Origin of the sequence: Azotosporobacter soli (genome assembly GCF_030542965.1) — a bacterium.
GTDB classification, from domain to species: domain Bacteria; phylum Bacillota; class Negativicutes; order SG130; family SG130; genus Azotosporobacter; species Azotosporobacter soli.
The window spans coordinates 337,823-350,809 of the sequence record NZ_JAUAOA010000003.1 but is presented as its reverse complement, the minus strand read 5'-3'; the positions used below and the strand labels follow the sequence as shown (position 1 = coordinate 350,809).

The 12,987-nt window shown below is 50.6% G+C and carries 12 protein-coding genes and 1 riboswitch; of the genes, 10 read left to right on the top strand and 2 right to left on the bottom strand.

Annotated elements, in window-relative coordinates:
• Positions 1-49 precede the first annotated feature (49 nt).
• The 4 genes from QTL79_RS05440 to QTL79_RS05425 all read left to right on the top strand — a co-directional run bounded on the left by QTL79_RS05440 (position 50) and on the right by QTL79_RS05425 (position 3,065).
• Positions 50-286 (top strand): hypothetical protein, encoded by a 237-nt coding sequence (locus QTL79_RS05440; RefSeq protein ID WP_346353934.1) that lies wholly within the window; start codon positions 50-52, stop codon positions 284-286.
• Positions 287-516: 230 nt separating this feature from the next.
• A riboswitch (cyclic di-GMP riboswitch) is annotated at positions 517-600 on the top strand.
• Positions 601-797: 197 nt separating this feature from the next.
• Positions 798-1,511 (top strand): hypothetical protein, encoded by a 714-nt coding sequence (locus tag QTL79_RS05435; protein WP_346353933.1) that lies wholly within the window; start codon positions 798-800, stop codon positions 1,509-1,511.
• A 160-nt stretch (positions 1,512-1,671) separates the two neighbouring features.
• Positions 1,672-2,322 carry an HD-GYP domain-containing protein gene (locus QTL79_RS05430; protein WP_346353932.1) on the top strand — a complete coding sequence of 217 codons (651 nt, stop codon included), beginning with the start codon at positions 1,672-1,674 and terminating at the stop codon, positions 2,320-2,322.
• Positions 2,323-2,351: 29 nt separating this feature from the next.
• The gene (locus tag QTL79_RS05425) at positions 2,352-3,065 is read left to right on the top strand and encodes a hypothetical protein (protein ID WP_346353931.1); all 714 of its coding nucleotides are present in this window, start codon (positions 2,352-2,354) and stop codon (positions 3,063-3,065) included.
• A 158-nt stretch (positions 3,066-3,223) separates the two neighbouring features.
• Here the strand turns inward: QTL79_RS05425 and nfsA are convergent, their stop codons facing one another.
• Complete coding sequence (nfsA, locus tag QTL79_RS05420; RefSeq protein ID WP_346353930.1) at positions 3,224-3,961, bottom strand: oxygen-insensitive NADPH nitroreductase; 738 nt, start codon at positions 3,959-3,961, stop codon at positions 3,224-3,226.
• A gap of 186 nt (positions 3,962-4,147) precedes the next feature.
• Between nfsA and pckA the strand changes: the two genes are divergently transcribed.
• The 5 genes from pckA (at position 4,148) to QTL79_RS05395 (ending at position 10,968) form a co-directional block, all read left to right on the top strand.
• Positions 4,148-5,728, top strand: a complete 1,581-nt coding sequence (gene pckA / locus QTL79_RS05415; RefSeq protein WP_346353929.1) for a phosphoenolpyruvate carboxykinase (ATP) — start codon at positions 4,148-4,150, stop codon at positions 5,726-5,728.
• 175 nt (positions 5,729-5,903) lie between these two features.
• Entirely contained in the window at positions 5,904-7,670 is a 1,767-nt protein-coding gene (locus tag QTL79_RS05410; protein ID WP_346353928.1) for a sigma-54-dependent Fis family transcriptional regulator, read from the top strand.
• A 278-nt stretch (positions 7,671-7,948) separates the two neighbouring features.
• Positions 7,949-9,346 carry an L-cystine transporter gene (locus QTL79_RS05405; protein ID WP_346353927.1) on the top strand — a complete coding sequence of 466 codons (1,398 nt, stop codon included), beginning with the start codon at positions 7,949-7,951 and terminating at the stop codon, positions 9,344-9,346.
• Between the two features lie 25 nt (positions 9,347-9,371).
• Positions 9,372-10,706: a CoA-disulfide reductase gene (locus tag QTL79_RS05400; protein WP_346353926.1), complete on the top strand. Its 1,335-nt coding sequence runs from the start codon at positions 9,372-9,374 to the stop codon at positions 10,704-10,706.
• Between the two features lie 10 nt (positions 10,707-10,716).
• The gene (locus QTL79_RS05395; protein WP_428845460.1) at positions 10,717-10,968 is read left to right on the top strand and encodes a TIGR03905 family TSCPD domain-containing protein; all 252 of its coding nucleotides are present in this window, start codon (positions 10,717-10,719) and stop codon (positions 10,966-10,968) included.
• A 69-nt stretch (positions 10,969-11,037) separates the two neighbouring features.
• On the opposite strand, the gene QTL79_RS05390 is transcribed toward QTL79_RS05395, so the two are convergent.
• Entirely contained in the window at positions 11,038-11,811 is a 774-nt protein-coding gene (locus QTL79_RS05390) for a basic amino acid ABC transporter substrate-binding protein (protein ID WP_346353925.1), read from the bottom strand.
• Positions 11,812-12,168: 357 nt separating this feature from the next.
• Here QTL79_RS05390 and QTL79_RS05385 point away from each other — a divergent pair, with 357 nt between their 5' ends.
• Complete coding sequence (locus QTL79_RS05385; protein WP_346353924.1) at positions 12,169-12,981, top strand: hypothetical protein; 813 nt, start codon at positions 12,169-12,171, stop codon at positions 12,979-12,981.
• Positions 12,982-12,987: the final 6 nt, after the last annotated feature.

The window sequence follows — 12,987 nt, the reverse complement described above, 5'->3', positions numbered from 1 at the left end:
CCGCCGTCAAAGAGTGACGGCAAGTAAGACCATAGAAGGAGTGTGTAGTATGTGCGACGACAAAGAACTTGAAATGACGGACGAAATACCGGTATTATTCTCGGATGATATGGATCTCTTGGAGGATACGCTGGCGGACATCGTATTGGCCATGGGGCTGCCCGAACAGCAAACCGCCGCCGTCCTGCGGCTCATCAACGATGCGATCGATACTCATCACGGCAACGTGTTAGATACGTTTGAATCGACGTTGGATGAAGAAGAGGAAGAAGAAGTAAACGAATAAGACGTCGAAAACGGCCTGCCGCTCAAACGTAGCTTTGAGGGTAGGCCGTTTTTATCTTGTGCATAAGCGAGTATTTGTTAAAAATGTAACAAATACCTTAAAGGTTTTTTAAGTTTAAAAAGCGATAAAAAGGACAAAGGTTTGCCGAAAAGAGACTTTTGTCCTATAAATGTAATTGACTGAGCTGGTAAGGGGTGGTATTATACAAATGAATTTAAAAAAGTTTACTAGCAAAGAAAAGGCAAACCCGATGAAAATCGGAGACGCAAAGCCATGGATCTAAGGGCAGTGCCTATGATCGCCAGGCCGCCGATTTCCATGTTGCATGGAAGAGTAGCGCAGGCGGCAGCCTGTGTTTTTTTATTAGGGCATCAAGATCCAAAGTGCTGACAATCCGTATGGTTTTAGACATACACGGGCCGATGATTGGAAATGAGGAGAGAAACGGCATTTTTGCCATGATGACAGTCTTGTGTAAGTAAATAACGCCATGGAAAGGGATGTTGGGAACATGGATGTGACGGTGTGTGAAAAAGAGAAAACGCAACAGACCATTGATTTATTTTGTCGGCAAAGTCGAATTCCTTCCTTTGGGGTCAAACGAATCTTTCACAGCAAGAATGTGCGCCTGGTGTCGGCGTTGGCCGATGTCAGGGATGAGTTTGATGAGATTCATCTGGAAGGGATGATCCATATTGCCGAGTCAAAGAGCGGCGCGCCGGTCGTGCGTAGAAAAGTGCATGGCATTGTTGCGCAAATGCTTGAGAAGCGCTTTGGCTATGATGTAAAAGATGTTTTTATAAAAATGGTTAAAAAGGAAAGCGGCTATAAACTGTATTGCGTGACTCGCTTCAAAGAAGCGTTTTCCACGGCGCGTTCCAACGGGCAGGCGCAAAGCGAAGATGCGCTGGCCAGCGGCTTTGCACGGCAAATGAAAGAATTGCTGGGGCGCGGACCGAAATGGTGCCGTGTGGTGGCGTTCGAAGAGAAGCTTCTTTTGTTTGAAATCGAAGGCTTCTTTTCTTTGGGTGAACAACAGCGTTTTGCGGAAGAGAATGCCTGCAGTTGCGGTTGTCTGGTGGAACGCTTGGCCCGGCAGAATTTACGTCAGATCATAACGTCGCTCATGTCGGATTATGAAGTGGCTGCCTATATACCGGTCTGGGATATCGTCAACAATAAGGCGGTCGTTATCGTGACGACATTGAAACCGATTCCATTTTGAAAAAGAATAAAAGTTCATAACGTTTCAGGCAGAATAGACAATGGTTTCGACTGGTTGTTGTATAGCCGATAATTTACTCCGTAAAACGGGGGGATTATCGGTTTTTTTAGTTAAAGGGAGCAAAATGGGGAGAGCTTGAAGAATAAGGGAGAGGTATGATTTGCGGGAAGAAAGTGTAGCGAGGATTTTAGGCGAGCTAAGAGAAAACTTTGAAAGCCATGGGGGCATGATGAAGGAAACGATGGGGCGCAGCATGAAAGGGATGTTTGCTGCGCCGCCATTGCCGATGCTTGAAGAATTAAAGGAAAAAAACGTTGAGACGCTGGAACATTCGCTTAGGGTGAGCCGCTTTGCGATCGGGATCGGCAGGGAAATGGGCTTGAATGAGACGACAATGACCCAGCTTGGTTGGGGCGGTTTGCTGCATGATGTCGGCAAGCTTTCGGTCGCACAGCAGATTCTGACGAAGGCAGAGCGTTTGGATGCAGAGGAATTCGGGGAAATGAAACGTCATACCATAATGGGCTATGAGCTATTGAATAGCGGCGAATACCCAAATGAGATCAGAGAGATTGCGCTTTTTCATCACGAACGCTTTGACGGCAACGGATATCTTTATCAGCTGAAAGGTGCTGAGATTCCTTTATTGGCAAGGATTTGCGCCGTCGCCGATGCTTATGACGCGATGACGTCCGCACGCTGCTATAAGGAAGAACGAACCGAGCAAGATGCTTTGGCGGAACTGAAACGCTGTTCGGGCGGGCAGTTCGATCCGGAAGTGGTAAGCGCTTTTTTGAAATCGTTGCAGTGACAGGGAATCGGTTGAAAGGAGAAGATTCGATGATAGCAGTGGCCGTGATCAATTTGGATAAAGAAACGAGTGCGATTCTTTTTAGTTGCCTGGCGGAGGCGGATGGCTTTACGCTGCGCGGCAATTACGCTTCCTATGCTTTGGCTGAAAGAGCGCTGTGTTTTTCGGAAGTCGACGTGATCATCGTCGATGCAGGGCGGGAACCGGGCAGCGTCTTGAAGTTGCGCAAGAAAGAATATAACAAAGAGATCGTTGTCTTGATGAATGGCTCGGATGGAGAAGCGCTGGCTGCGGCGCTGCGCTGCGGTGCGGCCGATTGTCTGGTGAAACCGATTGAAGTTTTGCGGCTGCAGCGTTCGCTCGAATTCTTGAAGGAAAGAATGGAGGAAAAAATAAACATAACATCGCAGCGTGATGTCGATGAGAAAATATTAGGCTTGATCGAACTGCCCAAAGACAATCTCTTTTTTAACAAGTCGGTAAAGGGAGTGAATCCGTATACGTTGCAAAAAATATGGGAATGCATGGAGGAAAATAAAAAATGGCAGACGATCGATGAAATTGCAACAGAGACGATGCTTTCTAAAACGGCGGTGTGCAAATATCTGAATCATATGGAACTGGAGGGCATGTTGAAAAAAAGATACGCGCGCGGCGCGCAAGGGCGTCCTAAGATGGAGGTTTTTCCCGGCACGGAGAACCTGGTGCATAATGAGATGATGAGCGAAAGAAATATTCGCTAATAAAAAGAAAGAGTGAGAGATAACGATGCATAACATGGAAATGACTACAGCAGAACTGCTGCGAGCGCTGCAAAACGATGCGCTGCGTTTAAGCAAAGAGGACAAAGAAATGGTGCGCAACCAGCTTTATCAGTGGTTGCGCACCGTTCAAACGGATGCTATTTCAGATGAAATCCCTGTTCGTCGAGAAATTGACGCATGTGCGGCCGCTGCTTGTCTTTAAGCATCGCCGTGACGCCCTGCGACCAGGTATTGCTGCGCTTGCCGGCGCTGCGTTTTTTATAGTAGTCGCTGATTTCCTGATCGTATTGCGCTAAGAGCGGCGCATCGCCGCTTGTGTCGTAGGAGTCTTCCTTCAGCACGAGGGCAAGCGGCAAACGCGGCTTGCCGGCATTGAGATGCGCCGGATAACCGAGGCACATGCCGAAAACCGGGTAGACTTGTTCGGGAATCCGAAGCAGGTCGCAAACTTCGCGCGGCCGATTGCGCAGCCCGCCGATATATACGCCGCCAAGGCCCAACGACTCAGCGGCAATCATCACATTTTGCGCGACTAGGGTCGCATCGATCGTAGCGAGCAGAAAGGTTTCGCTCGAACCGCTTTCCATTGTCGTATTGTTGAGCGCGCAGGCGGTTTCCAAGCGCTTCAAGTCGGCGCAAAAAACGAGAAAGACAGGACAGTCCGCGACATAGGTCTGATCGCCGGCCAAATGCGCCAGGCGGTCTTTTTTTGCTTGGTCGCGAACATGGATTATAGTATAAGCTTGAATGTGATTCGAAGTGGATGCCCACTGTCCTGCTTCGACGACGGCACGCACAAGTTCGTCGGGAACCGTTTGTGATGTGAAATGGCGAACCGAAGTATGCCGCCGCAACAATTGAATCGTATCGTTCATGAAATGACCTCCCCAGAATATCGAGATGCTGTTTTGATTGTAGCATGCTGGGGCAGCGACGTATAGCTTTGGCTGCGGGAAAATAAGAAAGTGGAAATGCGGGATGGAAGAGTGGTCATAAATGTGGTACAATACAAAGGAATCGTATACACTATATAACCAAATAGTATTCAATAGGAGGTAATTATGGAGAGTTTAGGAGAAAATAAGTACCTGTCTATGGTGGATGGTGCGAGTCATGTATATGCCAACCTGACGCCTGCGGAATTGGTGGAAAAAGCGGTTGCGCGCGCGGAAGGGGTGTTGACGTCAACGGGCGCGTTGCGCGTCACGACCGGCAAATATACGGGACGTTCGCCTAACGATAAATTTATCGTAGAAACGCCGGCCGTGCATAGCGATATTGCCTGGGGCAGCAATAAGGCATTTGAGGGAGATCAATTCATTCATTTGTATCACCGAATGAAGGCGTACATGCAAAACAGGGAGATGTTTGTCTTCGACGGGTATGCCGGCGCTGACGAGAGCAGCCGCGTCAAGGTCCGCTTCGTCAATGAATTTGCCTGGCAAAATCTATTCGTACATCAGATGTTCATCCGCCCGGAAGAGGGGCAACAGGAAAGTCGCTATGATTTTAAAGTCATCTGCATTCCCGGCTTCAAGGCGGTACCGGCGATCGACGGTACGAATTCGGAGGTTTTCATCGTACTGAATTTTGAGCGACGGATGGTATTGATCGGCGGCACGCATTATGCGGGCGAAATGAAAAAAGCGATCTTCACGGTCATGAATTATTTGCTGCCGAAACGCGACATCCTCTGCATGCACTGTTCGGCCAATCTCGGCGATCAAGGAGATACGGCGCTCTTCTTCGGACTGAGCGGTACCGGCAAGACGACGCTCTCGGCCGATCCTAAGCGGCGTTTGATCGGCGATGACGAGCATGCCTGGAGCAATGAAGGCATCTTTAATATTGAAGGCGGTTGCTATGCGAAATGCATCCGGCTCAGCGAAGTCGGCGAGCCGCAAATCTGGCAGGCGATCCGTTTTGGTTCGGTGCTGGAAAATGTTTCGCTGCGTGAAGGGACGCGCGAGGCCGATTACGACAGCATAGAATTTACCGAAAATACCCGCGTTGCATATCCGGTTGATTATATTCCGGGCGCGGTCATCCCGGGCGTCGGCGGTCATCCGAAGACAGTGGTCTTTTTGACGGCCGATGCGTTCGGCGTGCTGCCGCCGATTGCCAAACTCGATAACGAACAGGCAATGTATCACTTCTTATCCGGTTATACCAGTAAGCTGGCCGGTACGGAACGCGGCGTCACGGAGCCGCAAGCGACCTTTTCCGCCTGCTTTGGCGCGCCGTTCCTGCCCTTGTCGCCGCTCGTCTATGCGAAAATGCTGGGCGAAAAATTGGCCAAGCACGGCACGAACGTATACCTGATCAATACCGGTTGGTCCGGAGGTGCATACGGCGAAGGCAAGCGGATGAACCTGGCGTACACGCGAGCGATGGTCAGTGCGGCGATCGAAGGTGCTTTGGCCGACGTCAGCTATGAATTGGATCCGATCTTTAATGTTCAGGTGCCGACTTCGTGTCCCGGCGTACCGGCGGAGATTCTGAAGCCGAAAAACACCTGGCAAGACGGCGCCGCTTACGAGAAACAAGCGCGCCAGTTAGCGCAGCTGTTTGAAAAAAACTTTGCCCAATTCAGCGAAGACATGCTGCCGGAAATTGCCGCAGCCGGTCCAAAAGCCGAATAAAAAAATGGCGCTCCAGTCCGTTTAGCATTTAAAAACGGATTGGAGCGCCATTCGCAAGCAAAGAACTTTTTAAAGGGAAGTATTTAGCGATATATCTTCGTGCGCAAGTATGCTACTATGTGAATAGTTATTTTAAAAAGATGCCGGATAAAACGGCGGCGTGAGAGGTCGGAGTATGGCAAGTTTGCAACAGATACATGAAATGGTGCAGCAGGTCGCGGAATCAATGGCGGGTATGCTGGCCGTAGAAGTGACAATTGTGGACAGCATGTTCAACCGGGTGGCTGGAACGGGTCCGTACAGAAAGCTGATTGGCAAGCGACTGCAACAGACGCCGGTCTTTGCGTCGGTCTTTCAAAGCGGAGAGCGGGTCGTCGTAGAAAACCCGCTTCAGGCTGATTCGTGCCTGCTTTGCGAAAAGCGCACACGTTGTATGGAATTGGCGCAGCTTTGCGTGCCGATCAGCATGAATGGCGCGGTCATTGGCCTTGTGGCGCTGGTCGCCTTTTTACCGCAACAAAAGGAAGTGCTGTTGACGCGCCGGGACGAATTGTTTGAAGTTGTCGAAGGCATGGTACAACTCTTGGCAGGCAAGGTGGCGGAACAGGAACGCATAAAGGAACTGGCAGCGATGAAAAACGAATTGGAAACCATCGTCAATGCCGTGAAGGAAGGCATTATTGCCTTGGATTCGAACGGCGTCATTGTCCGTTTGAATACCGCGGCCAAACAGATTCTTGGGTTTCAGGGCGACGAAGGAATCGGTCTTGCCATTAGCAGTCTGTTCCCGGAATTGCTGCCGGAAGGCGGCATGAAGCAGGGGCGTGAAATTGCCAATCGCGAAGTGTCGAGTATGATTCGCAATCGGCTGGTGCATTGCGTTGCCACGGTGACGCCATGGTTTGACGGTGCGGAAAAGAAGGGCGCGGTGGCCGCGATTCAGGAAATGACGACGGTGAAAAAAATCGTCTCGAAGTACAGCCGAACGATCGGCTGCGACACCGACATGATCCTGGGGATCAGTGAAGCGATCCAGCGGGCGAAAAAAATAACGGCTATGGCGGCGCGCAGTACGACAAACGTATTGATTCGCGGCGAGAGTGGTTCTGGCAAGGAGCTGTTTGCGCGGACATTGCACTGCATGAGCGAGCGAATGCTCAAACCGTTTGTCGCGCTAAATTGCGCAGCCATTCCGGAAAACTTGTTGGAAAGCGAATTGTTCGGCTATGATGAAGGCGCGTTTACCGGAGCACGCAAAGGCGGCAAACCAGGCAAGTTCGAACTGGCCGACGGCGGGACGCTTTTTTTGGATGAAATTGGCGACATGTCGTTGCCGCTGCAGGCCAAGCTGCTGCGCGTGTTGGAAGAAAAGCGGGTGGAACGGGTAGGCGGTACCGAAAGCGTTTCGGCGGATGTGCGGATTGTTTCGGCCACCCATAAGGATATTGAAGCGATGGTGGCGCGCAATGAATTCCGTCAGGATTTATACTACCGCATCAATGTGTTTCCGCTGCTTATTCCGCCGTTGCGTCAGCGGCGTGAAGATTTACCGGGCTTGATCCGGCATTTTTTAGAAAAACATCGCAATGCGAGCGGCAAAGACGAGCTTGACGGAATCGAAGATGAGGCATACCGGATTTTGATCAGCTATGACTGGCCGGGGAATGTGCGCGAATTGGAAAATGTGATGGAATACTTGGTCAGCGTGGAAAGCGGAAGCATGATCACGGCGCAAAATGTAGCCAGTCGGATTTCGAGCAGCAATGTGTGCGTGCCGGAATTTACTACGATTGCGGAAGTGGAAAGGCAAATGATCAAAAAAGCGTTATCCACCTTCGGACTCAGTTTAGCGGGCAAAGAAGAAGCGGCCAAGCGGCTCGGCATCAGCAAAGCGACGTTGTACCGAAAATTAAAGGAATATGAAGCGCTCGAAGCGGAGTGATGCGGCAAAACCTCCTTGTTAAGACAAGGAGGTTTTGCAATATGAGAATTATGTCGCAAAATGAGAAGTCTGATTTGGTAGGCAACTCTGCGTTGCGGGAGCAGTAAACTTCGCAATATGAGAAACTGGCGTAAAAAGAAAGCGCAACAACCCTGCTATTGCTGGTATTGTTAGTTGGCATGAATATTGCTTAGTTATAAAACGAGACTGAAGAACTAAAGGAAAGGGAAAAGAGAGGACGCAGCAAGAGAGAAAAATGTGAAAGCAGGAGGGGTCTTATGAATAATCTAACAGGACTATTTGTAAATTTATTGGTGATGGCGGTGCTGATGGGCGTCTTATATCGGATGCAGCAAAAGCACGCCAGTTTCGGCAAACGGGTTATGACAGGCTTGGTTCTCGGTATTGCATTGGGTGGGGCGATGCAATTGATCTTCGGTGACAATGCCGCGCTGATCAAGCAAACCAACAGTTGGTTTGACGTAATCGGTTCCGGTTATGTACGGTTGTTGAAAATGATCGTAATGCCGCTGATCATGGTCTCGATCACTTCGGCGATTACCAATCTGAAAGACGCCAAAACGCTGGGACGGGCCGGCGGCATGATCATCGGTCTGTTGCTCTTGACGACTGCGATTGCGGCAACGATTGGCGCTGGATCTTCCTTGGCTTTCCATCTCTCGGCGGAAAATATGCAAACCGGCGAAGCGGAATTGGGCGCCAAGAAAAGCTTGGAAGGCAAGCTGACTACGTTTCAAGCGAAACCGATTCAACAGCAATTGATTGAAATTATTCCGACCAACCCGTTCTATGCAATGACCGGACAAGGCAGCAATGACACGTTGTCGGTGGTATTCTTCTCGGCCTTTATCGGCATTGCCGTGCTGGGCATTAAAAAGAAAAAGCCGGAAGTTGCGGATTTCTTTGTCAAGATGGTCAATGTCGTGCATGACGTGGTCATGCGTCTGGTAACGTTGGTGCTGCGCCTTACGCCGTACGGCATTTTGGCGCTGATGGCCAAATTTGTTTCGACGAGTAATTTTAGCGAAATCCTGACGCTGATGCAATTTGTACTCGCTTCGTATACGGCATTGATTTTGATGTTTGCCGTTCATTTATTTCTTTTATTCTGTATGGGCTTGAATCCGTTCACGTATGTAGGAAAGATCATGCCGGTCATGGCCTTTGCCTTTACTTCACGCACCAGCGCGGGTACGCTGCCTTTGACCATCGAAACGATGGTGAAAAAATTGGGCGTCCCAGAAGGGTATGCCAATTTAGCAGGCTCGTTTGGCACAAGCATCGGCCAAAATGGCTGCGCCGGTATTTATCCGGCGATGCTCGCGGTAATGATCGCGCCGACGGTTGGCATCAATCCGTTTGAACTCGGCTTTTTATTGAAACTGATTATTATTGTCGCGATCGGTTCGTTTGGCATTGCCGGAGTCGGCGGCGGAGCGACGTTTGCCGCGCTGGTCGTCCTCTCGTCGATGGGCTTGCCGGTCGGCTTGGTGGGCTTGCTGATCGCAATTGAACCGCTGATCGACATGGGACGGACCGCGCTTAACGTAAGCGGCGCCATGACGGTTGGCGTCATGACGAGCCGCATCGCAGGCGAATTGGACGGCGAATCCTACAGTCGCTCAGGTGAAGCGGAAGAGGAAGACGCTGCCTAACGGTAACGGAGAAAGGGGAAAAAAGATGCGTTTCATTATTATCGGAGGCGAAGCGGCGGGGATGAGCGCTGCAGCTAAATTGCGGCGAATGGTTGCGGAAGCGGAAATCGTCATGTATGAAAAATCGGAAGTGGTTTCCTTTGGCGCTTGCGGCTTGCCTTATTATGTGGGAGATTATTTTGACGATCCGGATTATATGGTGTCACGCACGGCGCAACAAATGAGCGACAGCGGAATTCAGATGCGGACCGGACACCAGGTCTTGCAGCTGGACTCGCGTAAAAAAACGTTGCAGGTGCAAGAACTGGGCAGCGGCAAAATTTTTGAAGATCACTATGACAAGGTCATGATTGCAACCGGCGCGACTGCGATGCTGCCGCCGATTGGCAATATTGCGCTGGAGAATGTGTTTACCTTAAAGTCGCTCGCGGATGGCCAGGCTTTGAAAGCTCTCGTGCGCCAAGCGTCTGTCCGCAATGTCGTCATCATCGGCGCGGGCTATATTGGCCTCGAGTTGGCGGAAGCGATGCACAAACAGGGAAAAGAAGTGCGCATGATCCAGCTCGATGATCGTGTCTTGCCGGATTCGTTTGATCCGGAAATTACCGATCTGATGGAAGCGGAACTGCGCAGCCAAGGCGTTCAATTGCATGTAGCGGAAACCGTCGAACGTTTGCAAGGGGAAACGGCGGTCAGCGCCGTTGTCACGAACAAGGGCGCTTATCCGGCGGATTTGGTAGTGGTTTGTACCGGCGTGAAGCCGCAAACCCGTTTCTTGTCGGAAAACGATTTGCGTATGCTGCCTAATGGAGCAATCTGGATAAATGATTTGGGCGAAACCAGCTTGCCCGATGTATATGCCGCAGGCGATTGCGCCAGTGTGCATCACTTGGTTAGCCATAAAGACGTCTATATTCCGCTGGCGACGACGGCCAATCGTATTGGCCGTATTGTCGGCGAAAATATGGCGGGCGGTAAGCAACAATTTCCCGGCACTTTGGGAACGGCGGCAGTGAAGGTAATGGAACTGGCCGCCGGACGCACCGGCATCACGGAGGCCGAGGCGAAAAAAATGGGAATCTCCTGTCGGACGGTGTTTGTTAAAGACAAAGATCACAGCAATTATCTGCCAAACCAAGAGGAGATTTTCCTGAAATTGATTTACGAATGCGAGAGTAAACGAATTCTTGGTGCGCAGATTGCCGGACGGGAGGCTTCGATCTTACGGATTAATGCGTTGGCGATGGCGGTGGCAGGCGGCGTTACGACGAAGGAACTGGGCATGATGGATTTCTTTTATGCGCCGCCGTTTTCGCGTCCCTGGGACATTATGAATATCGCAGGCAATGCGGCAAAATAGAGGAGGAAGAATGAAAGAAACCATGCAAACCTATCGGACGGAAGGCGTATGCGCAAAAGAGATTCGCTTTGCGCTGCATGACGGAATTATAGAAAAGGTGGAGTTCTCCGGCGGTTGTCAGGGCAATCTTGCCGCGCTAAGCAAGTTGCTGGAGGGAATGCGCGTGGAGGAGGTTGTTGCGAAATTTAAAGGAAACATCTGTCGCAATCAGACCTCCTGTACGGATCAACTGGCGCGCGCGTTGGAGGCGGCAAACCGCTAATCTGACTGCGAAAAGGCCCTGCATGTTGTTTTTATAACATGCAGGGCCTTTTCAAGTTGCGCAAGAAACTTACTGCGGCGGTTTTTTGCCGAACCATTTCAGATAAATGGTTTCGTAGCTGCCGTTTGCCTTGATTTCGGCCAAAGCCTTGTCGAGTTTCTTGCCGAGTTCCGGATTGCTTTTGGCGGTAGCGATGCCGAGATCTTCGGAGTTTAGCGGCTCGCCGACAATCTTGGCGGTCTTGCTGCCTTCGTGTAAAATATAATATTCATTGACCGGCGAATCGTTGATCACCGCGTCGACGCCGCCGGCTTTCAGCTCGAGAAACGCTTCGGCGATCGCGTTGAACTCGACGATCTTGGCATTCTTAATCTTATGCGCTTCATCGGCTCCGGTAGAGCCGATGGAAACGGCTACTTTTTTCCCTTCCAGATCCTTAAAGTTTTGAATAGAGGTATTGCCCGCGGCAACGACAATCGAGAGACCGGCTTTGTAATAAGGTTTAGAAAAATTGACTTTTTTTGCCCGTTCATCCGTGATTGTCATGTCGGAAATCGCAACGTCGATCGAGCCGCTGTCGAGCGCCGGAATCAGGCCGTCGAAGTTCATGCTTTGCAGTTGCACTTCGTAACCGGCTTGTTTGGCGACTGCCTTGATCAGGTCGATATCGAAACCGACATATTCTTTTGTTTTTTCATCCTGGAAACCGAAAGGGGCATAGGTGGTGTCGGAGCCGACTTTCAATATTTGAGCAGCTGGCGCGTTCGACTTGCTGCAGCCAAGGAGCGAAAGAGAAAATAAAAAGACGCAGGACAGCAAGAGTGCAAAAAGTTTTTTGGACAAGATAAATTCCTCCCTTACCTTTTAAAAATGAAAGTGTGCTTGAACGGATGCGCTGAAGCGTTTTGTGAAGCGGCATTCCTCCTTTGAAAAATAAAAAAGACCAAGAACGAAAGAATCGTTCTTAGCCTTTGGTTTTCCAATTAGCTATCAGATGACGAATGATAGACATTAGTATGACAGGAAAGAAAGAAGTTGTCAACATTACAAGCTGAAATTGACAAAGCTGCTGACGCGTGCTATATTTTACGTATTCAACGCGTAATTTAAAAGAAATAGCCGATCAGAAAACTGAAGGCTGAAAAAACTCTGCAGAAGGGTTTTTTTGGCCTGCTTTTTTTATGGAAAGGATGGGATTGCATGAATCAAAGGGAAAGACTGGCGCTTGGCGCGCAAATCCTTAATAAGGCGAAAGAATTCGGGGCCACGCTGGTTGGCATCGCTTCGGTGGAAGATCTTAAACGCGCGCCTTCTTTCACGGTCGCGCCGCAAATGCCCGAATACAGCGGTGTCGGCGCACGCGAGGAGAAAAAGCATGCGGTCAGGGCGGGAGAAGTCGTCTGGCCTGAAGGAGCGCGCTCGGTCGTGGTTATCGCCTATGCGCACCCGGAAGAGCAGCCGGAACTTGATCACTGGCATGGACAGTTGAATCCGCCCGGCAATAAGAAACTGATCGCGACGCTCAATGCGCTGCGCGACTGGCTGAAAGAAACGGCTGGACTCAACGGCGTCAATCTGCCCTATCATGTTGAAAAAGGCGGCATCTTTTTAAAGGATGCCGCGGTTCTCGCAGGCCTCGGCTGTCTGGGAAAGAACAATTTGCTCTTGACGCCGGAGTACGGTTCGCGCGTCAGACTGCGTGCGCTGACGCTCGATATCGAGCTTCAGCCGACCGGACCGCTCTCCTTTGATCCGTGCGCCCCGTGCGACGGATACTGTAAGCAGGCTTGTCCGCAAAATTCCTTTGCCGAACAATTGTACAGCGAGGAGAAATACGGTCGCGCCGAATTGCCGGGCAGGAATGGCAATTACAGCCGTGTCGCCTGCAATCAGCAGATGAAGATCGATGAAGAGACGGCGGAGCTTTGCGCTGTCGAAGGCGCGGAGCCGGTGAAAATAACCAAGTATTGTCGCTGCTGTGAATTTGCCTGTCCGGTGGGCCGGGGGCGATAAGAGCGC